Below are 23,306 nucleotides of genomic sequence, written 5' to 3'. Positions count from 1 at the left end.
ATCGACTTCGTCGGGGCAAGACCAACATGAGTGAACCGAAACGGGCAGAATCGCAGAAGGTCAGAGTGCTGTTCGTGTGCATGGGCAATATCTGTCGTTCTCCCACGGCACACGGCGTCTTTCGACAGTTGGTCGTCAAGCGGGGCTTGTCGCATCGCGTCGAGATCGATTCCGCCGGCACCCATGCCTACCACGTCGGCGAGCCGCCCGACCGGCGAGCGCGCGCTACCGCGCTCGAGCGCGGGATCGATATCGGCGATCTGCGTGCTCGTCTCGCCGAGCGCGCCGATTTCGACTCCTTCGACTATGTGCTTGCGATGGATCAGGACAACTACCGCATTCTGGCGAGCCTTTGCCCGACAGGGATGGAGTCCAAGCTGCGGCTCTTTATGGAGTTTGCGCCCGATCTTGGGGTCCGGGATGTGCCCGATCCCTACTATGGCGGGGCGCGCGGTTTCGATCAGGTCTTCGATCTGGTCGAGGCTGCATCCCAAGGGCTCTTGGATGACCTGCTGCAGCGGCTTCGGTAACCGCGTCCGTGGAACACCGATGCGTGATCGCAGCCCGCGATGTCCGGGTCGCAATGGCCTTCGAGTCGATGCGAAGACATTGGCAGGTCCTACCGAACGCGGTTCAAGGTGATTTCCGGAACAGGATCTCCCGGCAGATCCGTAACCAGGAAAAGTGGTCGAAGGCTCTACTCGTTGTCGTAATCGGATTCCGGACGACAACGACAACGACAACGACAAATTCTGTGACGGTTTGCTCACGACTGATGGCGTAAGGAACCCGATGCCTTCCAGGCATGTGCAGTCGGGATGCCTAATCTCGGAAATCGCCTAAGGGGCGCCGACCTCGGAGTAACCGGCATACGACCGAAAGCGGCGAAGATCCCGCCTTAGATCCTCCGCGAGGCGCAGGTCGAGGTCGTAGGGGTGGATCCCGATGCGGATCCAGCCCGCCCGAGCGGCGCGCCGTCGATTGAGCCGGTTCCAGGCCCGGATGACGACCGTGCGCAGGGCAGTATCCGCCTCGTAGCCGGTGAGCGGGACCGGATGCATCCGTCCGGTTTGGGCCGACAGAACACCGCTGAATAATTCATAGCCTGTGAACGGCAGGCTTGCGAGTGTCGAGCGCGGGATGGGTCCCATCGCCCAGGCCGGCGGGCAATAGAGCGCCGGGGCACCGAGGCCCTGGTCGACGAACCAGGCATGGCAGCGCGCGATCAGCTCTTGGATGCCGGCGTGATCGAGCGCGAGGTGCTCGGCGACGTTGCGCGAGATGAAACGCGAATGGATTCGGTGCCTCAAGCCGGTGATGGGCTCGACATGGTGGATCCAGCCGTGGCCGGCAAGCTCGCAGCCCCTGGCCTGGAATCCGCGCAGCCGCTCGATACCCTCGCTGCTCCAGCCGACGCCGGGAACCACCAGCAGAGTGACAGGTGCGATCCCTTCCTCGTCGAGCAGAGTCAGGATGCGCTCGACCTGCGGCAAGGTCTCGGGCATGACGTCGTGCACCGAGACCAGTGCGCGGATGTGTCCGGCGTCCGATCGGGTTGTGGACTCAGCGTTTGACATCGACCGAATCGGTATAGTCGCCCGACAAGACGGCGAGCCAATGCTCCAGGTTGCGGTGGTTGATCTCCCGAGCGCCTTCGCGTCCCAGACGCGCCTTGCGTTCGCGGATTGCCGGGTCCAGGTCGCGCAGCCGCGCCAAGGCGTCGGCGAGGTGCTCGCCCTCGTGGATCCGGAAGATTCCCCGGCTCAGTAGATCCCAGCTCAGGATGCCGCAGGCGGAGGACACCAGTACCGGGCGCGCCCGTGCCATCGCCTCGAGCGCAATGGTTCCGAACGACTCGACCGTCGAGGGTAGGATCAAGGCGTCCATCTCGTCGATCAGCGCCATGATCCGACTGCGGCGGACCCAGCCTGAATGTCTGAGGTTGGGCAACCCTCGGCACTGCTCCTCGACCCACGTCCGCATGGGACCGTCGCCGACGATCAGGAACTCGATGTCCGGGAGTCGATGCGCTGCGGCAACGATGGCGTCCAGGTTCTTTTCCGGTGCAAGACGACCGGCGAAAAGAACGCGAGCGACATGCCGGCGCGCCGGAACGGGCGGTAGATCGAGAAAGCGGCGCGGGATCGGGGTGGCCATGAGGCTGACGCGGCGCGCACCGATCGATCGAGCAATCGCCATCATCTCTGCCGAGTTCGCCAAGACCAGATCACTCCTGCCGAAGAGCAGTCGATGACAGGCGCGGAGGTACCCGTTGGCGATGCGGGCGCCGATACCCCAGTTCTGGAAAAGCGTCGTCAGGGCCTCGAAATGAGTATGGAATCCGACCACAAGTGCTGCCCCGCTGCGCTCGGCCAGATGCATCCCAAGCATGCCGAACGGGCCGGGAGTCGGGACGATGACGACGCTCGGGCGGAGGCGATCCAGGCGCCTGCTCACGAGCCAGGGCGAGGGCAGGACGATCTTCTGGGTGGGGTCGCCGGGCAGCGGGAGTGTCAGGCCGCCGTACCAGGATCCCGCGCGACAACGCGGGGCGACCAAATCGACTCGAACGCCTGCGGACCTGAGATGGTCGGCGAGGTCGCGGTAATAGGCACCGACGCCGTTACGCTCGGGTGCGGCGTCGGATACGATGGCAACACGCAGCTCGGCGGCGCAGGGTTGCACGGGCGTCCTAACACTGGTCCCCGCAGTGGATAGGTTCAGCATGGCGCACGGGTGTCCTGGTTGAGGATGAGCCCATGGGATCGTCGCCGGGCTTTGCCCTGGGCTGCATCGACGATGCATCGGCCGCGGTTCGTGCCGACCGAGCGGCAAGCCCAGCGAAGACGGGTCCCAGATTGCGATCGATGTCCCCCCGAGAGAGTCCGAACTGCTCCAAGCTATAGCCGTGAGCACTCTGGTAAGTTGCGGCCTCGGTCGCGCGGCGAGCGATTGCGGCGTGCAACTTCGAGCTCGCAGGTAGCCCAAGCTGTGCGTAGATGTCCGGTATCCGGCATGCCGGATCGGACTGCAACGCACGCATGGTAACCCATGCGCAGCGCTCTTCGGGAAGTTCTCCCAGCGCCATCTCCAGATTCTTGTAATAGAAGCCTAGTTGATCGGTCAAGCGCTCGCGGAAGTCGGGGGCCGCCGACAGGACATCGAAGAAGTCGATACCTGCTGCGAGCGAGCTCAGCTGTGACGGGAGCGTGGCGTGCGGCTCGCGCAGACAGACGATGAAGCGAGCGTCCGGGAAGCGCGCCGCCAGACTGCCGGCGAGCGGGGCGAAGGCAGCGTTCTTCGATAAGAGCCGCTTCTCGGGACCCTGGACGTAGAGATGTCGCTGCAGGCACCGATGATAGAAATCCATCAGCCGCGCGCGCCGGGCCTCCGGCATGTCCCGGTCGAATCCTCCCATGTGCCACAGCAGATCCGAATGCGGGAAGGGCAGAATGAGGATGAAGCACGCCAGCACCGGCATGAGCGCGAAGTAGTCTTCCTCCGGGTCACTCAGGCGCATGGCGTGGACCGCATCGAGACCCTTGAAGGCGCGTCGCTCGAGCCAGTCGAGCATGCGGCCGAGCGGACGACCGACGTGCGCATCGAACCGTCCGAGGCCAAGCCAGAAGCGCCGTTGGGCAACCGATGGCGCGAAGAGACATTCCCAGGTCGAGAAGGTCGTGAGTGCGGTGTCGTCGGCGATGCAGCGATGCAGATAGGTGGTTCCGCTGCGGGGTACCCCGAGCACGAACAGCGGCTCGCGGATCTCGACACGGCGATAGCCGCGGTAAAAGATCTCGTCGAGCAGGAAGCCGATCCAGTGGATCCCTTGGACAATGGCGAAGAGCGGGATGAATCCGCTCATCACCAGTATGCGTTTGGCACTCGGTCGGGGACGGCCCGGACCCGGCACGTATGTCCGATAGGTCAGACGGAGTAAGTCGGTCAGGCTCTCGAAAAACAGTCTGAGCATGGCGATCCCGAAAAGCCGGGTCCTGCGTTGACGAATTCAGGCGATTACGGTCGGTTGATTCGCGTCGCGCGACGACGCGGATCAACCGCTGCTGCGCGGTTAGGCGCCGCTCTTCGGCTCGATTGGATCGGACACCGGGCCTACTGCTAAGGCGGCTTCCGGCGCGACAGGCTCGGGCCTCGGCGGCGACCGATCGTCGGTGACCGTCAACGCGTCGCTGTCGCGCTGGACGGCTTCGAGCCCATGCCGCTGGGCGCCGGCCCCGGCCGATTCCTCGGCCGGCGTCCGAGGCTGAACAGTCTCGTCGACGGGCGCCGGGCGCGGCATCCTGACCGTTGGCTCGCTCGCTGGCGTCTCATGCCGGATCGGCGCGGTCGACTCGCTCGCCGGCGTCTCATGCCGGATCGGCGCGGTCGGCTCGCTCGCTGGCGTCTCATGCCGGATCGGCGCGGTCGGCTCGCTCGCCGGCGTCTCATGCTGGATCGGCGCGGTCGACTCGCTCGCCGGCGTCTCATGCCGGATCGGCGCGGTCGACTCGCTCGGCATCGATGCCTCGACGCTCGAACCGTCCGGTCGTGGCTCCGAGCGGTTGCTTTCGCCCTGCACGACGACTGCGCCTTCCCGGACCCGCGGGTCGGGTCGGTGCTCGGGGGGGGGCGAGACCGGCTCGATCGATCCCTCGTGCGCCGGCTGCCGATCGTTCGGCTGCGGCGGCACTTGGTCTGCGGTCGGATCCGAAGCGCCTTCGGTGCTGCCGCCCTCGTCTCCTGTGCCCTCCTTCGTCTCTGTGCCGGCCGAAGAGCGTCGGCGATTGCGACCGCCGCGACGTCGACGCGAGGACCGCGGCCGCTCGCCGGCCGGCGCTGCGCTGCCGTCTTGCGCCTGCTCGGCACCGGTCTCGGAGGTTTCGTCCAAGGCCTTGTCCGCACCCTCGGGTTGTTCGTCGAGGCGCGCTTCTTGGGCACGCTCCGTCGTGCGTCTGCGGTCGATCGAATCCGTCGAGGCTGCGCCGGCTCCGCCGTTCCGCGCGACGGTCTCGCCGACGGGTGCGATCATCAGCGGATGATCCTCCGGCCGGCTGCCGCGCGACGACGCGGCTGCTCGATCGCCGCTTGTCGCCGGCGTGTCTTCGACTTGGCGTTTGGTTTGTTGTCGACCCTCGCTGCGCTCGCCGGACCCATCGTCGCCGCGGGCATCCTGATCGCGCGATGCCTCGTCCGTCGGACGGCCGCCCTCGCTCGATCCGGAGTTACGCCGACCGCGACCGCGCGAGCCGCTGCGGCGCGAGCGTGTCTCGCCTTCGCGGCGGGCCTGGGTCTGCTCCTCGGTCTCGGATCGCGTCGGATCTGCTGCCGTGATGGTCTCGCTGCCCTGGCCGCCCTCGGTCCGGCCGCGGTTCGGCTCCGAACGCGTCTGCTGCTCGGGTGCGGGTCGGCTGTGCCGACCTTGGTCATGACGCCCGCGCTCCCTCGGCGATTCGTCGCGACGGCCCTGCGGGGGTCTGCCCTGGCTGCGGCGCTCGCCCGAATCGGCGGCGTGTCGCGTTTCCTGCGTTCGCGGCGCGGTCTCGGGCGCCGCGCGCTCGTCTGCGGGCGGCTTGCGGGTTGCGGGGGCCTCCGCTTCGGGCTGGCGCGGCGCGAAGAGCCCGGTCCAGATGCGTTTGAGCAGGCTCTCGGGCTCGCCGCGCTCCGACTCGCGTCGCACGGGTGTTTCGGGCTGGGGTGTCGGCGTCCAGCGTTGGGGGACCGGGGTCGCGGGCGAGACCTGCTTGACCGCCGGCTCCTCGGACTGCACGGGTTGACCGAGCTTGGCGTAGAAGGGCGCGACCTTGGCCTCGGAGGGTGCGGTCAGCTCGTAGCTCGACTGATCCGGGACGAGCTTGCCGGCGTCCTGAGTCCGGACGCGCTCGATCTGGTATTCCGGTGTTTCCAGGGCCTCGTTGGGCAGCAACAGGACTTCAACGCCTTGGCGCTGCTCGATCTCCAGAATGCCGCGTCGTTTCTCGTTGAGCAGGAAGGTTGCGACGCTCACCGGCAGCTGAGCGACGATGCGGTGGGTGCTCTCCTTCATCGCCTCTTCTTCGACGATGCGCAGGATCGAGAGTGCGAGCGATTCGACCCCGCGGACGGTCCCCTGACCCTTGCAGCGCGGGCAGACCTGCTGGCTCGATTCCCCGAGCGAGGGGCGCAGGCGCTGGCGCGACATCTCCAGCAGACCGAAGCGCGAGATGCGGGCAACCTGCACCCGCGCACGGTCGTGCTTGAGGGCGTCGCGCAGCCGATTCTCGACCTCGCGCTGGTTCTTCGGCGGTGTCATATCGATGAAGTCGATGACGAAGAGTCCGCCCAAGTCACGCAGACGCAGTTGGCGCGCGATCTCGTCGGCGGCCTCCAGGTTGGTGTTGAGCGCGGTCTCCTCGATGTCGGCGCCCTTGGTGGCACGCGCCGAGTTGATGTCCACCGAGGTGAGCGCCTCGGTGTGGTCGATCACGATCGAGCCCCCCGAGGGCAGGCGCACCTCGCGCTGGAAGGCCGACTCGATCTGGCTCTCGATCTGATAGCGCGTGAAGAGCGGAACCTCGTCTTGGTAGAGCTTGAGCTTCTTCAGGTTGCTCGGCATCACTTGGCGGATAAAGCTCTCGGCTCGCTCGAAGACGGCCTTGTTGTCGATCAGGATCTCGCCGATGTCCACGCGCAGATAGTCGCGGATCGAGCGGATGATGACGTCGCTCTCTTGATAGATCAGGAAGGGCGCCTTGCGGTCCTGCGCCGAGGTCTCGATCGCCTTCCAGAGCTGGAGCAGATAGTCCAGATCCCACTGGAGCTCCTCGACGTTCTTGCCCACGCCCGCGGTACGCACGATCAGGCCCATGTCCTCCGGGATCTCGAGCTGGCTCATGGCGTCGCGCAGCTCGCTGCGATCCTGGCCCTCGATGCGTCGCGAGACCCCGCCGGCGCGCGGGTTGTTGGGCATCAGCACCAAATAACGGCCGGCCAGCGAGATGAAGGTGGTGAGCGCCGCGCCCTTGTTGCCACGCTCTTCCTTGTCGATCTGAACGACGACCTCGCGGCCCTCGCGGACGGATTCCTTGATGCTGACGCGCGATCCGGGTTTGACGCTGTCGGGTTCGAAGTAGGCCCGCGCGATCTCTTTGAGGGGGAGGAAACCGTGCCGATCGGCACCGTAATCGATGAAGGCGGCCTCGAGGCTGGGCTCCACGCGGGTGATGATGCCTTTGTAGATGTTGGCCTTTTTCTGCTCTCGGCCGGGTGACTCGATATCGAGGTTGTAAAGCTGTTGACCGTCGACGGTCGCAACACGCAACTCTTCGGGCTGAGTTGCGTTGATCAGCATGCGTTTCATAGGGTTGTGTTCCGCGCCACGACGCGTCTCCCGTTTCAGGGACTGCTCGCCGTGCGCCCCGGCAAACCTGCGGGCGCAAGGCGTGTCGACGGCGGGCCGACGAATCGGCCCGACGGCGTCGGCAGCGTCCGTTCAGGCGGACTCTTGGGCCGACCCGGACGGGCACGCGCGTGATCAGTAGTGTTTTGTCGTCGACGAGCGCCCATTCGGGCACTCGCACCTGATCGGCCCGCCCGATTGGAGGGGCCGATCTCGGGAGCGGCGAGGTCGGCGCCGGCTGCGCTGTGTGCCGTCGTTCAGGGCGCGCGGCGCTCACAGGGTGTAGAATGCGCGGTCACTCGATGAAACGAGTCCGCGACACCACTCGAGATCCCGCACATCGCCCTGCTCGGACATCGGATGCCGGCATGAGGGTCGGGGCCTTCCGAGCGGATCTGGCTCCGCTCGCTCCGGCATCGTAACCGACCCTTGGCTGCGCTCGCCGCTCCGGGAAAATCGCGTTTCCGCTGGCCAGCGCAAGCGTCCAAGTGTATCAGTAAACCTTATTTAGCATCAATTAAGCCACCCAGGCAGGCGCTATCCTTCGTGAACCGACCTTATCCCAGTGCCGATCGCCGCCAGAGCAAGCCTTCCGCCGCCCGCGCATCAGGGGGGCGGGACGCGTCTACCGGCCGGAAGGTTTCCGGGCGCGTCGGCCCCAAGCCAACCGGGTCCAAGGGTGCCGGACCCGGACGCACGGAGCCTAAGCGCTTCGGCCCGAAGCCCGCGGTTGCCGAGCGTCCGCCGCCCGAGTCTATGCTCCGGGACGATTCGGCAGTACGCGTGCTCTGTGTGGATGCCGAGTCCGACGGGCAACGTATCGACAACTTTCTCCTGCGCCATCTCAAGGGCGTGCCGCGCAGCCACCTCTATCGGGTGATGCGCCGTGGCGAGGTCCGCGTCAATAAGGGTCGGGTCAAGGCCAGTCATCGGCTGCGCACGGGCGATCTGGTGCGCATCCCGCCGGTGCGTACGGCCCTCGCCGAAACGCCGGTCCGGGTGCCCGCGTCGCGGCTCGCGCCGCTTGCGGAGGCCGTGCTCTACGAGGACGAGCGCCTTCTGGTCATCGACAAGCCCGCCGGGCTGGCCGTGCATGGCGGCAGCGGTTTGAGCTACGGGTTGATCGAGTCGCTGCGCGAGCTGCGGCCCGGCCGCGAGCTGGAGCTGGTCCACCGTCTGGATCGCGACACCTCCGGCTGCATCCTCATCAGCAAGCGACGCAGCGCGCTGCGCGAGCTCCACGAGCTGATCCGTGAAGGCGGGATGGACAAGCGCTATCTCGCGCTGATCGTTGGGGAGCTGGAGCGCGCAAAGGTCGGTGTGGATGCGCCGCTGAAGAAAAACGTGCTGCAGGGCGGCGAGCGGATGGTTCAGGTCGATCCGGACGAGGGAAAGCCGGCGCGCACGGTGTTTCGATGTCTGGGACGATTCCGCTCGGATGTTGGCGTGCTCACCCTGGTCGAAGCCGAGCTGATCACCGGACGCACCCATCAGATCCGCGTCCATGCCGCTCATCTGGGAACACCCTTGGCGGGCGATCCCAAGTACGGCGACGAGACCGCGAATCGCGCACTCAAGGCACGGGGATTGTCGCGCTTGTTTTTGCACGCCTCCGCCTTGAGCTTTCAGCTCGAAGCGGCAGAACGACCACTCCGGGTCGAGGCGCCCCTGCCCGATGACCTCGAGCGCTTTCTGTCTGGATTGGAGCCCGCCGCGTGACCTTCGACTTGATCGTGTTCGACTGGGACGGAACCCTGATGGATTCCGAGGCACGCATCGTCAATTGTCTTCAGGCGGCCTTCGGCGATCTCGGCCTGCCGCCGCCGGCCCGTGAAGCGGCGCGCGACGTGATCGGCCTGGGTCTGGACGAGGCACTCTTGCGGCTGCATCCCGGAGCGGATCCGCAGACCCTCCGGGATCTGGTTACCGGCTACCGCCGCTATTTTCTCGAGATCGACCCGACGCCCTCCGTGCTCTTCGCCGGGGCACGCGAGACCTTGACTCATCTGGCTGACGAGGGCTACCGCTTGGCCGTCGCCACCGGCAAGGGTCGCGTCGGACTCGACAAGGCGCTCGCCGATACCGGTCTGGCCGCGCTGTTTCACGCGACGCGCTGCGCCGACGAGACCTTCTCCAAGCCGAACCCGCTGATGCTGCTCGAGCTGATGGACGAGCTCGGTGCCGATGCCTCCGCGACCCTGATGATCGGCGACACCGAGTACGACATGCAGATGGCCGTGAATGCCCGCACCAAGGCACTCGCCGTCTCCTACGGTGTCCACCCGGTCGAGCGTCTTTTACCGCACGCCCCGCTGGACTGTATCCACGACATCTCGGCGCTGCCCACCTGGCTGACCGATTACGGCCTGCGCTGAGCCGAGACCGCACACCTGAACCGCGTCTAATCCGCGCCCGGTGCGATATGCGTAGTCTGTTGGATTGGCTTGGCCGCGTCGGCTCCGACAACTGACGGAGCCGGCGCGGTTTAAAGCGAGATGCTCATTTTCGAGTGAGCTCGACGCTTGGTGCAACCACAGCCCTTAGCGGGGACGCGGTCTAAAACGGTCTATTATTTTATTCTCTTAAACCGCGCAGACTCCAGCGGTCGTCAAGCCTGCCGAGGCCGACCCCATCCACAAACAGTGCATACCGCGCCGGGCGCGGTTTAATCCCGGGAGTGACCCATGAATTGGAAGTTTTGGACCAAGCGCCGCGACGAGATGCCGTCGCCCGATGCACCCGATTGGGAGCATGCGCTCATCAACAAGCTCGCGCTGGAGCATCTGCGCGAACAGCGGCGTGGCCGCCGCTGGGGCGTCTTCTTCAAGGCGCTGATCCTGGTCTATCTGATCGGACTGCTGATCGCCGCCTATTCCCAAGACCTGCTCGAGCGAATCTCCCCGAGCGAAGAGCACACGGCCCTGATCGACATCAAGGGCGTGATCGCGTCCGAGGCCGACGCGAGCGCCGACCGGGTCATCACGGCCCTGCGTGAGGCCTTCGAGGCCGACCGGGTGAAGGGCATCATCTTGCGCATCAACAGCCCCGGCGGTAGCCCGGTCCAGGCCGGTTACATCAACGACGAGATCAAGCGACTGAAGGCCAAGTACAAGGAAGACAAGGACAAAGAGATGCCCGTCTACGCCGTGGCGACCGACATCTGCGCCTCGGGCGGCTACTACATCGCCGTTGCCGCAGATTCAATCTATGCCGACAAGGCCAGCCTGGTCGGCTCCATCGGCGTGCGGATCGGCAGTTTCGGCCTGGACGAGGCGATCAAGGAGCTCGGGATCGAGCGGCGTCTGCTGACCGCCGGGGACAACAAGGGGATCCTCGACCCCTTCTCGCCGCTGCCGCCGGATCAACGTGCCTTTATCCAGACCGTTCTCGATGACCTGCACACCCAGTTCATCGCCGAGGTCCAAGCCGGCCGCGGTGACCGCCTGAAGGGCGGCGAGGAGGTCTTCAGCGGACTCTTCTGGAGCGGCCAAGAGGCGGTCGCGCTGGGCTTGGTCGACGACCTCGGAAGCTCCAGCTCGGTCGCACGCGATGTGATCGGCGCGGAGACGCTAGTCGATTACACCAAGAAGCGCGATCTTTTTGAGAGCCTCTCGCGACGCATCGGTGCGAGTTTCGGGGCGGGACTGGTCGATGCGCTCGGCGGGGGAGCCCCGCGTATCAGCTATTGACGTCGGGCTCTCAAGCTCGCGAGTGGATTCGCGAGTTGTTCACATGTCGTGTTCGGTTTATCCTAGGCGTCGATGACCTCGGGCCGAGCGCGCCGCGTCGGCGTGTGGGTTCGAGGTCTCGGCCCACCCTGGACGAGACCGACGACCATGAATCAGACGATTGCCGATGCCGGATCCGCGCCCGCCATCCATTTGCTGACCCGCAACGTCGAGTTGACGACGCCGCTTCGTGCGCTTTTGCTCGCGCAGGGTTTCATGCTCGAAACCTTCGAAACCCCTGATCGGCTCCTTGGCGCCCAGCCGAGCCCGGGTGCGCTCTTGCTCGTCGATCTCGATGCGCTCCCCGATGCAGACACGCTCGGCGTTATCTACGCACAGGCGCAGCCGCGCGACGGGCAGCCGATCCCGCTGGTCTGCCTGGCGTCCGGGAACGACATCCGCTCCCGTCTCGCCGCGATGCGTGCAGGCGCCAGGGCCTATCTGCAGTTGCCGATGGAGGTCGAAGAGTTGACCGACCGGCTTCTGGATCTGGCTGGTACCCAGGTGGCCTCTCCCGATCGTGTGCTCGTGGTCGACGATCAGCCGGTGGCCGCGCTCTTCGCCGCCCGTGTGCTGGAATCGGCCGGCATGCTGACCGAACGCGTCGGCGATCCACTGGCGGTGCTGGATGCGCTCGACGCCTTCGTTCCGGATCTGGTGCTGATGGACCTGCACATGCCCGGCGCGTCCGGCATCGAGCTGACCCGCATCATCCGTGAGCAAGACCGTTTCGCCGACCTGCCGATCGTCTTTCTCTCCGCCGAATTGGACGCCGAGCAACAGATGGCGGCACTGCGTGTCGGGGGCGATGATTTCCTCGCCAAGCCGGTTGCCCCGGATCATCTCGTCGCCTGCGTAAGACAGCGTCTGGCACGCGCGCGCGAGCGCGCACGTCGCCAAAGCGGTCCGAATGCTGTCGATGCGCCTACCGGTCTCGCGAGCCTCGGGCGCCTCTTGGGACGGCTCGGCCAGTTGATCGGCCGGGGCGGGGCGGACGCGGGTCGCCGCGCGCTGGTCGTGCTGGATCTCGACGGCGACGAGACCGCGCTGATGCGTCTTGCGGTTGCGGTTGCCGCGGCGTGCGGCGCCTCCGATCTGGCCGCGCGCGTCGGCGAGCGCAGTTTGGCCGTCCTGATGCGACGCGACGACGCCACAAGCCTTGCAGGAGTCTGCGGGCACTTCGCGGAGGGACTGGCTCGGGACGGCTTCGCCTCGGCGCCCGGTCTCGCCGTGGGAATCGGGTGGTGCACATTGGCGAACAGCGGCGGGGACGCCGTCACCTTGATGTCGCGGGCGGCCAAGGCGGCGCGCTCGGCCCGCAAAGCCGGCGATGGTCTGCCCGTCGAGTACGGTTGCGGCCCTGCGTCCGGCCGCATGTCGGAGCGGGACGCCGTGTCGACGGCGATCCTGACCGAGCGGCTGCAACTGCTCTTCGAGCCCATGGTGCCCCTGACCCCGGCACCGAGTGCGCGCTACGAGGTGTCGCCGCGCTTGGCCACCCCGGACGGCGAGCTGCTGTCGCCGGTCGCCTTCATGCCGATCGCACAGCGCTCAGGACTGGCCGAGCGACTGGACGCTTGGCTCTTGGCCAAGGGTCTGGACGCCATCCTGGCCTGCCGAGACGCCGGCCGGCCGGCACAACTTTTCCTCTACCAATCACTCGCCGGCGCGGCCCGCGATGACTGGGTCGGCCAGGTTCGCGACGAGATCAACCGGCGCGATCTCTTTCGCTTGCGGCCGGTCATTCAGTTCCAGGTCCAAGAGGCGGCGGCCAACCCGGCTCTCGCAGCCGACCGCGTGGCTCGCTTGGCCCGGCTCGGCGTCCCGGTCTGTTTGAACGGTGTCGATACCGACGACGCATCGGAGCGCGTGCTCGCAAGCGTCCCGGGTGCCTTCGCGCGCCTTGCGCGCACCCTGGTCCAGTCGCTCGACCCCGATCCGCTGGCCGAGCTGGTTCAACGTCTGCGCGAACGGGGTCTTGCCGTGATTGCCGGCGGAGTCGATGCCCCCGAGACCATCGCGCGTCTCTGCTGCGCCGGTGTCGATCTTCTCCAAGGCCCCTTCGTCCAACCTCCGAGCGCTGTTATGGACTACGACTTCAGCGGGGTGGACGCAATTTGAGCGCCCCGTCGAGGTGATCCGCTCTTGAATGGATGGCGAACGCCACGGATGGACCCTACTCTTTCACCAATGCCTCGTTGATCAGCTCCGAAGACTGGAGGCCGCGGCCGGGCGGGCGAGGGCGGCGGATCCCCGGGGCGCCGCGGGCAATGCGAACGTGAAACTCTTCAGCGCCCTGTCGTGCTTGATCCTGGACAAGGTACCGAGCGATCCCTCCCGTGACGAATACCGCTTGGGAACGACCATGGGGGACGCCTTCAAGCACTGGCGTCGCGCCAAGATCGGCCGCCGCTTCCGCCTGTTCTTTCGCTTCGACTCCAAGGCGCGGATCGTCGTGTTTGCCTGGGTCAACGACAACGAGTGACTACAGCGTCACGTCATCCCAAGCGCCTTGACCGCCGCCGTCATGGGGTCTGAGTAAAAGACTGGATCGACCCGCTCGACGATCTCGCCGGAGACTTCGAGGAAACTGCGCTTGTTCTCCAACGGCACCAGCGCGCGTCGTGCCCCGTTATCCATCGCGACCTGCAGCGGTTCGGCAAGCGAGCGCACCGCCTTGATGTTGCCTTGGATGCTCAGGTCGCCGAGGATCACCAATCCGGCCTGGACCGACTGCCTTTTCAGCGCGGAATAGACCGCGGCCACCAAGGCGATCCCGGCGTCGCAGGCGACGCGGTTGCTGAGCAGATCGATGGCCTCGACGTGAAAATCGGTGGTGTCCAATGGCTGTCCGACGCCCATCTTCACCTTGTGTCCCATCAGGTAGGCGAACGCCCGCTGAAAGGATTCCTTCATCACGCCTTCAACGCCGCCGGCGATCTTGAGCTTGCCGGTGCCCGGTGAGCAGCCGACTTCCAACCGATAGAGCCCGACCTTGCCCTGGTCATCGACCGAGGCGGTATAGACGGAGCCGGGCGCGAGCGGGTCGATCGCGATCATGTCCCGACCGCCTTGCTCGGGCACCCCGACGAATCGTTCCTCGCGCGTCTCGCTGTCGATGAAGGAGAAGGAGGTCTGGTGGTACTCGAAGGAGCCCATCTTCTTGAGTTGCTCCTTCACGCGACGGCGGCCTTCCAATGCCAACTCGACCAGCTCGGCGAGCTCGTCCTTGGTGAATGCACCATGAGGATAGACCAGCTTTACCAGTCCGGACACGGTCTTGCGCACCGCCTTGACGTCGCGTGCATTGAGATGCGAGCCCAGTGAAAAGGATCGGTCGATGGTTTCGGTGAAGTTGTGTTTGCGCAGCTCGCGCAACGCCTCGGCCAGATAGTCGACGACGAACCCGTAATGATCGGTGAAGAACTCGACCCGCATCTTGGGGACTTCCCAGCCGGGAAGGTAGAAGTGGATACGGTCCAAGAATGCCATGTCTTCACGAATGACATCCGGCATCGGCATGAAGAGATGCGACGAGCGCACCATCACCTCGACGGGTTGATTGGTATTGCCGAACATCGCGAGGGAAGCCATCCCGGAGAGCGAATCCTTGCCCCGCGCAAAGGTGCCCGATTCGCAGTAGGTCTTGAGCGTGGTCACGACCTCCTTGGGCATCTTCTGGAGATCGGCCACTTCGTCGAAACCGATCGCATCCCAGATCCCGACCAGCCCCATCTTGTTGGAGGCCATGTTGTAAAAGAGGTTGGCAACCGTGGTCGGACCGGTCAGGAGGATCGTGTAGGGCGACAACTCCTGATAGGCATAGGTCTTACCGGTCCCGCGCGGCCCAAGCTCCACCAGGTTGTAGTTGCTCTCGCACAGCGGTAGGAGACGCGCCAGGAAGAGCAGCTTGAGCCGACGCTCGAAGTGCGCCGGCTCCATGCCGATGGTCCGCAACAAGAGGTCGATCCACTCGTCGGTTGAAAACGCCTCCCGGCAGGTCCGGTATTCGTCGAGATCGAACGAGGCGATCTGAATCGGCTTGAGACTGTCGATCCAGAATGGGCTTCGCTTGCCCGATGCTTCCTCGTCGTACTGATGACGGATGTCGACCTGCGCCCAGATCCCGCCCATCAGCAAGCGGTCGAACTGCCGCAGATAATGCTCCGGGACATGGACGAATTTGTGGCCGAAATTCTTCAGCTCGGCCCAATGTTTGTCATCGTCCGAGAGATAGCGGACCTGCACCTTGTCGATGAAGGTCTGCTTGCCCTTGTCCTTGACCATCGACTGGGCCTTATTGGCCTCGTCGGGTCTGACGAAGTTCGAGGACAGGGTGTTGTGCACCACCTTCAGGCCCGCCTCGATGGCGTTGGGATCATCGGTCGCGCAATATTTACCCAGCAGATACTCCAGGACGAAGACCGGGACGTTCGCCCCGACTTTCACCTTGCGGACCAGATCCTTGCGAACCACTTTCCCGGCAAACACCGATGCCGCCTTGCGGTCGAGTTCAGGCATGGATCATCCTCATATCGAGATCGCGACATCAATCGTCATGGGAGGCGTCAGCTCAGCCCCGGTGATGGCGTCGAGCAGGTAGAGACTCACCGTTTTCTGAGCAATCTCTTCGGTCAGCATCAGGGTGACGGTATTGGGCTCGGTTTGCTTCGTGTCGTTGTCGGCAACCTTCAGCGTCACCTCGCCGGTCGCGTCCTGGAACCCATAGGAGGCGCTCACCGCAAGCGACACGCACTTCTTATTGGCGCGCAGCTCGATCCGCACCTTCGGCGGCTCGAATCCGAACAGGCTCGCCTGCCCCTGCGCCCCGGTGATCTGGACCGAGAAAAAGCGGGTCGTCAACTTCGTGGTGCCGGGCGTCAAGGTCCAGTCCATCCCGGTGCTGGATGCCGCCGCCTTCGCCCTTGGTTTCATCACGGCCACCGGCACGATGACCTCCTGGGGCGAGAGGCCGCCATGGAAATAGGCGCGCCCGCCGCCTTTCGCTTTGAAGACGGCGAAGGTCCAGGGGATCGCGATGTCGAATTCGCTCTCCACGCCCAGCGAGGTCAGCGAGGTGCGCAGATACGAGGGCTCGGAGGTGCCCCCGATGCCCACCCAGACCCGGCGATGCAGGTCATGGATATTGCCTCCGGGCGACTCGATCTTCATGTCGTCCCCGATCTCGTCGGCAAAGAGATGCCCGTGATCGGCGGCCATCACGATGGTCTCGATGCCGTGGTCGGCCAGGACCCGCACACCGCGTCGCAAATGGCTCAAGATGCCGTCGATTTGCAGCCGCGCTTGCGTCATGTTGTCTGCTTCGCCCAAGTCATCGATCTCCTGCGAGGTGATCAGGATCAAGTGGGCGTTTTGGATGCCCTCCTTGATCTTCTTGCTCGGCTTGGGCAGTAAATCGTCCAACTTCGCATCGAAGACCGACACGCAGGCGTGTTCCTTCAGGAAGGCGACCCGGTCCTTGCGGTTCTTGATAACGGTGCCCGCAATCTCAAGCGCCAGTTTCCCGCCTCCCACGCTCACGACCTTGGCCGATTCGTGCGCCTTGGGCAGCAGTGCCGCCATGCCGGTCTCGGTGATCGTGGGCAGCGTGCCGATGGCGGGCCGCAGCTCGAGCTCGAAGTCGTCCGTCAGAAGTCGGGCCAACTCCCGAGCCATCTCGAATCGCAGGGCATCGACCCACAGGTAGGCCAGCTTGCCGGTACCCAGATGCGGTTTGACCTGTGTCTCGAAGCAGTCGCGCTGTCTCAGCACACCTTTGATGGGATGCTGGGCCTTATGAAACTGGCTGATGAACTGCCTTGCCAACTCCGAGCCGACGGCGGTGTAACGCTGCTCTGCCCTGATGATGAGCTTTTCCAGACCTTGGTGATCGCCCGATACGGCGAACTCGAAGTTGTATTTGCGACTTTCCAAGTGGCGATGATGCGTGTCGAGCAAGCACCAGGGGTCATCGCCCTCGGTATAGGCTTTGACCAAATTCGCAACTCCGTCCGGCGCGGTCTTGAGCGCGCCGGCGACCCGGTCCGCGGCGAGCAAGACGTCCGCTGCAGAGGCAACGAGTGCCCACCGCGCCTGGATCGCCGGAACCACGTCGGCCCAGAAACACGAGAGTCGAGACGTGGCGAGCGCACGCCATACCGGGCTCGCGGTCTTGAACAGCCCGGATTCGACCTGCGCGAGTAGTGTCCGCTCCACGCACAGGAAGGTTTCGTTTCTTTCGAGCAGCTCGGGTGGCCAAACCATCTGGCCAAGCCCAAGCTCCTCCTCGACCCGATTGGCCAGGTCCACGTAGCTGTCGCGATGTTCTCGGCTGTTTCGCCAGGTGTGCGCCAAACGCACACAGGCATCGATGCCCCCCGGACTCTCGGCGACGGACACGGAGGCGAGCGCATCCGGGATCTGCGTCTTGAGCGCGGCGAACAGGTCGGTGAGCAACAGGTGTCGAGCGAACCTGACGCGGAGATTCGAGAGGGGCTCGGCGGCGGGAAGCGCGATGTCGAAGCCCAGATGCAGCAGGTGACGCAGCTCTTTTTGCGCCGACTTCTTGTCGACCTCGTTATCGTGCCGGTCGGTGTGCAGGAACGCCAGGGCGACATCCTGCGGATTGGCCGAGCCGAAGATGAGCTTCAGGACTCCGGTGGAGATGTCGATGCCCTGCTCGGCCAGCGCGTTCAGGTCGGCCAACGACAGCTTGCCCGACTCGACCTGCCGCTCGATCTCACCGACCTGCTCCTCGCCCAGGATCGGCTTGAGTGCATTGCGGGCCACGACCGACAGGCGGGTATTGCAAGCCGGGGGCTGCTGTCGGGGCTGCATGACGACGCCGGCACAATCGAGCTCGATCAAAGCGCTGTGGGTCTCGGTTCGATCCATGGGCACATAGACCACCAGACGGGGCGGATGCGTGTCGTTAAGTCGATCGTCGATGGCTTTACGCAGCGCGATAAAACTGCCGTCGTACCGAGCGAAGGTCGTGTCCGGCAAACCCAGCTCAGCCGCCGCCGCAGCATAGGCGCGCTCGGGGTCGTACCAGACGACCAGGCCCTTGTCCTCGACCTGCTTGGCGATGAGCTGCGCCAGATGCTTGGTCACGGGACCACTCAGAACGGGTTCCTTCATTGAATGGTGCCCCTGATCCGGACGCGTTGCTCCTCGACGATCCACAAATGCCCGTCCAAGGGCTCGGACGCAAGCAACTGAATCATCTGCTCCACCAATCGCAGGATCACCGGGATGGCCTGGATGCCGGGACGCAAGACGACGAGTCCCGAATAAAGACTCGGCGGGTAGGCCCGCATATCGGCAAAATCCAGGTCCAGGGTCACGAGCGCCCTCTTCTCGGCATGACACACCCGGGCCACATCAGGATCGGGGTGACCCGCCAACTGCTGGTCGATGACGCTCAAGGCGTCGTGCCCGTGCCGACGCAGCAGCTCGGCGACTTCGATGGGCAGATTCTCGTCGGTCTTGAACCTCATGCGGCGCTCTCGGGCAGCCTCACGACGCGCTCGCGCACCATCTCCGATGCATAGCCCAGTGCCGCTCGAATGTCGTCTTCGCGAAGCGAGGGGTAGCTCTTGAGGATCCGCTCGGCTGCTTCACCCGATGCCAGATTGTCGAGAATCACCGAGACCATAATCCGGGTGCCTTTGATGCACACCTGACCATGGCAGATATCGGGATCAACGCTGATATGGTCTTGCCAGTTCATGGGGCTACACTCCACATCGCAAATAGTCCGCCAGTCGATCATGCAGCTTCATGCAAGCGCTCTTCGAGATAATGGTGTAACGCCAAAAAATGGCGGTAATCGTTCGCCCAATCGACCGACCGAGCGTCATCATCGGATTCGCCTTTTTCGTAGCGAGCAAAGAAGTCCGCCGAATCCATGCCCGCTTCCGTTTCGCATCGGCTCAGGCGTTTTTCGACAGCCACCAGGGCTTCCAGCGGTGATTCAAACGTTATTGTCTCTTTGCGCATCTCATCGACCTCGATTTCAGATGTTGCCATGTGCGTTCGATCAGCCCACCAGTCCCTTCTCGCGCAACTGCTTTCCGATGGAGGACCACTCGTATTTCCCGGCGAGGAGCTCGCCCCAGTATTTTTTGGCTTCTTTCCAGGGGACGAGTTCATGCAGCGGGGCGATGTTCAGCACCACGCCATCGTTGAGATCGGGTTCCAGATGCAGGTTGGCCGCACGACGCAGCTTGTCCTCGAAGTCCCGCAGTTCGGACAGAAAGTCGTCCTGCCGTTCGGCGTCCTTGGCGAGTCGCTTGGCGTCCTTGCTCGATTCGCCGGCGGCGGCCTTGTCGCTGAGAAGGGTTTCGAGACGAGTGGTTTCCAGGCGGATCTTCGGCTCGACGTAGTTCACCAGCGCCTTAGAGAGGATGTCTTTGTCGAGGCGGTGGTAGTAGAGCCAAATGGCGTAGTTTTTCTTTGAGGACTGGAGCAGCCAGTAGATCGGGGCCTTGCGGCGGCTCTTGGAGTAGCGGGCGATGTGATCGTCCCAGAAGCCGCTTTTGCCGGGTTTGCGAAAGTAATCGCGTAGATCCTTGATGCCGAGGATTTCGCAAGTGTCCTTCTCGATCTGCGCGCCTTGGCCTTCCCAAATGACCTCGAACACTTCGCGCAAACTGAGAACATGATCGTATCGATGACTTGGATCATCGACCAGAATGCCTTCCCAAGCGATGCTGATCGGATACTCGTCATCGTCGATAACCGCATGCTCAGAGATGGAATCTGGTAAAAATTCCGCGCGTGCGCGACTGGCTAACCATTCCTTCGAGACGATACCGCGGCTAGATGCGGGGAGAAAATCCACGCCGACCAATGTTCCAGGCGGACAACGCGGAAGGCAATCAAAGGGACCAGAAAGAGCGGGAACAAGCGAGGTGTCCGCTGCCATCCGCACGTCCCAACGTCCAAAGGTAACTCCGATGCAATAGGATAATAAAGCCTCATGGCGGGACGCATTTGTTTCAACCAAAATGTCATCAGAGACATCTAGTTGCCCACCATTTTCATCTTCATCGTCCTCTTTAAGTTCGGAAGCTGAGATGGCGTTTGCGTCAATCGCTTCGCGGAGATCCTTGATTGCTGCCGAGTAGTCATCGACTGTTAACCCGTAAGCCGATGCAATTTCCAACTCAAGGTCATGGCTAAGAAAAGACGACAGATCGCATGTAAGCGCTCCGCGATCGGAGTATTCCTTAATCAAGGAAGGCATCACGAAGTCCTGAAATGGCTCATGATTTCGGTAAGCGCGCCGACGCCTTTCGGCCTCTTCTTCAACAACCACCTTGATCCGTTCTTGAGTTGATGGGGCAAGATTTGGCCATGGCAATGACTTTACATTGTCAACTAAGAAATTTGGGAACTCGAATTTCTCCCCATAGAAACGAAGGAATGCAGATGCCACGTTTGAAGCAGACACTCCAATCGCTGATACCTCGAATCCTTGCTTGGGGTATGCCATGTATCGACTGGCGGTAGGAATGCACCCCCTTGGAATAGCGTAAGGAATAAAGCGAACAGCTCGCCGAGTCCAACTGAAACCGGGACGGAAATAAAAATCCGGACTTCTAATCCATCTGCTTTCAGACCCTCTTGTCCGAATATACTCCCGCAGGACACTTCCGTTGTTCCCCCATAATACACAAACTTGTATCGGGGAAAACCATGGCTGTGACTTACCTCCGATAACGAGCGGCGCCCATGTGTTTGAAGATTCTTGCGAAAAATTCCCATCGACACCAAGATGACGCGGCGAGACTTCCCATAAAGTACGGACGAACCTCGGATTGTCGAGAGTCGTAAGCCCGACACGAATCTGAGCAATAGATGGTTCAAACGGATGAAGCTCACAAAGTGCCGATGTCAACTGACTTGTCACCCAATAAACAAATGGACTATCCGGCACCTTGGTGAAAGAAGACACTTTGCGAAGAAAGGTCTTCGGACTAAGTGCTCCGGTCATCATTGCTGAAATTTCACATAGCAGTGACTTACTGCGCCCAGAAACGCCTAACATTCGAAAAAAAGGTATCTCTGAAGAGATTGGCGCATCACTTAGTATGAAAGCGCAGGATTCAACCATTGCCTCGTCCATCACCCCAGAACCAAGATCCGTCATTCCGGCAACACAAGAACGGGCGAGCAGAAATGAATTGCGCCAGGTTGATGCGCTGCTGATAAAGAATGGAGTTCTACTCGTGATGGCTCCCAAATACCCATTGGGTTCTAATTTTTCTAAATATCGCTCGGTGAACGCGCAAAGCAGGTCGTTGTGTGAGTTAGGATATATCTCTTCCGCCAGCTGCTTATAATGTTTCGAAAAAGCACCAAAAGGTGGATTCATGAGCACAACGTCATACCGCTTTTGGCACAGATCAACAAAAGCGAATCCCCGTACCGCATCCTCGGCAAAAAGCCGTCGCTGCAACCGCTGCCCGTTCTGAGCCCCTTCAGCATACCGACGCAGTGCGTCGATCACTTTGAATTCGGCCTGCTCGAAAAACTGTGCGTCCGTAATATCAGACACATCGAATAGCGATCCCTGTACCGGTCCTCCATCCAGCCGATCCAGCTCCGCTTGGGCGAACAACAGCGGTTGACCTCGGCGATCCGTGGCCGGGGCCGTCTCACGATCCCATTGTTTCCGAGCGGCGGCCAAAGTATCCCGAATCTCCTCCTCGATCTTGAGCAACGAACCGGCCTCACCGGCGAGCTTCATCTTGTCGAAAACGACTTCGACGACCTGACCAAGCACCCGCGGTTCGAGCTGATCGACGAATTCCTTGAGCATCTGCGTCTCACCAGGCATCGGTTCGGCACAGACGACGTTCGAGCGGGTGATCCTGGGCCGGTCCTGCTTCAGTCCCATGTCCTGGTAGGCGCGCTGGCAGCGCAGCCAGAGCGCGAGCGCGGCGATCTGACTGGCCCGCAGATCGATGTCGATGCCGTGCAGATTGTTGGCGAGGATCAACCGAGGAACATCCCGCCGCAGGTCGTCCAGCGTCGGGTAATCCCTCTGAAGCGCAGGGCCGAGGTCAGGGTCGGAATAGGCTTCCTCGTAGATCGTCAGCAGCAGGTCAAAACAGTACAGCAGGAAGTGCCCGCTCCCGCACGCCGGGTCGAGAATCCTCAGCTCCCGCGGGTCTTTCTTCGGGCGGTGAGGGATCTGGACCGGGAGTTGGAGCAAGTCCGCCTGTGAGAGGTCATCCCGTCCCTCGGCAGCGTCTTTCGGAGGCTGTTCGCCTTCATTCAGGAAAATCTCGGTCGGGCGACGGACCAGGTAGCGGCACTGGTCCTTGAGCCGGGTCTCTCCCCGGCGCATCTCGTACCAGATGCGGCCCAGAGTGTTATCGGTCAGGAATTCGACCACGTAGCGGGGTGTGAATAACTGGTTACGAAATGCCAGCTCATAGGAATTTCGGGGTGCCTGGCTCTCCTTGCGCGCCTTTTCCCGGAGCTCCTTCGGCGTGAAGTATTGGTACACCCAGCCGATCGTCTCGTCCTGCGACCAGATCTGCGACCATGCCTCGCGCAGCTCGGCCTCATCCGGTTTGATCCCGCCGTGATTGAGAAGAGCGAGCACCTCGTCGAGCGTCTTCTGGCGAGGATGCAGGCGGTTGGCTGGGTCGTTTGGACTGAACAGCACGCCGATCTCGTCGGAAAGCAGCCCGCCGAGCCAGTCCAGAAAGTGGCGGTAGGCCAGATCCTGATGCCCGCTGTTGAAGAGCCGCTCGTCATCCGGGTGTTCGGCAAGATAGAACTTCACTCCGTTGGAGTTGACCCCCCGGCTGACCGCTTCCCGGAACTTCTGTCCACCGACATAGACCTCCCGAGCCTCCATCATCTTATAGGCGCAGAGCCGGTTGAGATGGGTGAAGGCGATCTCGCGAATCAACTGGTCCAGCGCGTCCTTCGGCTTGAAGGCGCCTGCCTTGATGTGTCCGAAGTGGTCAAGGATGTCCCTCCGGGCGGCCTGCTCCTCCTCGTTCAGGTGCGGCGTTGCGGCATGCGGATCGGCAGTGACCTGATCCTTTTTCGCAAAGATCCCGTACTTCCCTTCAAGCTCCTGTGAAATCGCGTCTTCGAGCAGCTTGCGACATTGGGTGACGACTGTTCTGAGCTTAGTGCGAATGGCTTGATCCATGTCAGTCTGTCTCCTCCGGATA

The 23,306-nt window shown here is 63.0% G+C and carries 15 protein-coding genes and 1 pseudogene; 6 read left to right on the top strand and 10 right to left on the bottom strand.

The genetic code is table 11. The features are described from left to right. The first annotated feature begins 26 nt into the window (after positions 1-26). On the top strand, positions 27-530 hold the full coding sequence (locus AADX97_RS16955; protein ID WP_374234791.1) for a low molecular weight protein-tyrosine-phosphatase: 504 nt from the start codon (positions 27-29) through the stop codon (positions 528-530). A 309-nt stretch (positions 531-839) separates the two neighbouring features. On the opposite strand, the gene AADX97_RS16950 is transcribed toward AADX97_RS16955, so the two are convergent. The 4 genes from AADX97_RS16950 to rne form a co-directional block, all read right to left on the bottom strand. Further along, positions 840-1,577: a polysaccharide deacetylase family protein gene (locus AADX97_RS16950; RefSeq protein ID WP_374234792.1), complete on the bottom strand. Its 738-nt coding sequence runs from the start codon at positions 1,575-1,577 to the stop codon at positions 840-842. Further along, positions 1,564-2,685 carry a glycosyltransferase gene (locus AADX97_RS16945; protein ID WP_374238788.1) on the bottom strand — a complete coding sequence of 374 codons (1,122 nt, stop codon included), beginning with the start codon at positions 2,683-2,685 and terminating at the stop codon, positions 1,564-1,566. The genes AADX97_RS16950 and AADX97_RS16945 overlap by 14 nt, the downstream gene beginning before the upstream one ends. Positions 2,686-2,692: 7 nt before the next feature. Next, on the bottom strand, positions 2,693-3,973 hold the full coding sequence (locus AADX97_RS16940; RefSeq protein ID WP_374234794.1) for a sulfotransferase: 1,281 nt from the start codon (positions 3,971-3,973) through the stop codon (positions 2,693-2,695). 99 nt (positions 3,974-4,072) lie between these two features. Beyond that, on the bottom strand, positions 4,073-7,336 hold the full coding sequence (gene rne / locus AADX97_RS16935) for a ribonuclease E (protein WP_374234795.1): 3,264 nt from the start codon (positions 7,334-7,336) through the stop codon (positions 4,073-4,075). 795 nt (positions 7,337-8,131) lie between these two features. On the opposite strand from rne, the gene AADX97_RS16930 reads away from it, so the two are divergent. From AADX97_RS16930 to AADX97_RS16910, 5 genes and pseudogenes are all read left to right on the top strand, one after another. Continuing rightward, positions 8,132-9,094, top strand: coding sequence for an RluA family pseudouridine synthase (locus AADX97_RS16930; RefSeq protein ID WP_374234796.1), 963 nt, complete (start codon positions 8,132-8,134; stop codon positions 9,092-9,094). Beyond that, complete coding sequence (locus AADX97_RS16925; protein WP_374234797.1) at positions 9,091-9,750, top strand: HAD-IA family hydrolase; 660 nt, start codon at positions 9,091-9,093, stop codon at positions 9,748-9,750. The genes AADX97_RS16930 and AADX97_RS16925 overlap by 4 nt, the downstream gene beginning before the upstream one ends. Positions 9,751-10,059: 309 nt before the next feature. Further along, positions 10,060-11,064: a S49 family peptidase gene (locus tag AADX97_RS16920; protein ID WP_374234798.1), complete on the top strand. Its 1,005-nt coding sequence runs from the start codon at positions 10,060-10,062 to the stop codon at positions 11,062-11,064. Positions 11,065-11,211: 147 nt separating this feature from the next. Then, complete coding sequence (locus AADX97_RS16915; RefSeq protein WP_374234799.1) at positions 11,212-13,224, top strand: response regulator; 2,013 nt, start codon at positions 11,212-11,214, stop codon at positions 13,222-13,224. Between the two features lie 28 nt (positions 13,225-13,252). After that, positions 13,253-13,585 (top strand): annotated as a pseudogene (locus tag AADX97_RS16910) (type II toxin-antitoxin system YhaV family toxin); the annotation flags it as partial. Positions 13,586-13,596: 11 nt separating this feature from the next. Here AADX97_RS16910 and brxL read toward each other — a convergent pair. The 6 genes from brxL to pglX are packed head-to-tail and all read right to left on the bottom strand — an operon-like array spanning position 13,597 to position 23,284. Further along, entirely contained in the window at positions 13,597-15,624 is a 2,028-nt protein-coding gene (brxL, locus tag AADX97_RS16905; protein ID WP_374234800.1) for a protease Lon-related BREX system protein BrxL, read from the bottom strand. Between the two features lie 9 nt (positions 15,625-15,633). Further along, on the bottom strand, positions 15,634-18,243 hold the full coding sequence (locus AADX97_RS16900) for a PglZ domain-containing protein (RefSeq protein WP_374234801.1): 2,610 nt from the start codon (positions 18,241-18,243) through the stop codon (positions 15,634-15,636). Continuing rightward, positions 18,240-18,602, bottom strand: a complete 363-nt coding sequence (locus AADX97_RS16895; RefSeq protein WP_374234802.1) for a DUF5615 family PIN-like protein — start codon at positions 18,600-18,602, stop codon at positions 18,240-18,242. The genes AADX97_RS16900 and AADX97_RS16895 overlap by 4 nt, the downstream gene beginning before the upstream one ends. Next, positions 18,599-18,835, bottom strand: coding sequence for a DUF433 domain-containing protein (locus AADX97_RS16890; RefSeq protein ID WP_374234803.1), 237 nt, complete (start codon positions 18,833-18,835; stop codon positions 18,599-18,601). Before AADX97_RS16890 ends, AADX97_RS16895 begins: the two co-directional genes overlap by 4 nt. 38 nt (positions 18,836-18,873) lie before the next feature. Beyond that, a complete protein-coding gene (gene tumA / locus AADX97_RS16885) occupies positions 18,874-19,134 on the bottom strand; it encodes an antitoxin TumA (RefSeq protein ID WP_374234804.1) in 261 nt (86 codons plus the stop codon). A 10-nt stretch (positions 19,135-19,144) separates the two neighbouring features. Then, on the bottom strand, positions 19,145-23,284 hold the full coding sequence (gene pglX, locus AADX97_RS16880; protein ID WP_374234805.1) for a BREX-1 system adenine-specific DNA-methyltransferase PglX: 4,140 nt from the start codon (positions 23,282-23,284) through the stop codon (positions 19,145-19,147). Between the last annotated feature and the right edge of the window lie 22 nt (positions 23,285-23,306).

The sequence above is a fragment of the Thiocapsa sp. C2-2m genome (assembly GCF_041903745.1).
In the GTDB taxonomy this organism is placed as follows: Bacteria; Pseudomonadota; Gammaproteobacteria; order Chromatiales; family Chromatiaceae; genus Thiocapsa; species Thiocapsa roseilacustris.
Note: the sequence above shows the minus strand (reverse complement) of the source record. Positions and strands in the feature narration are given on the sequence as shown.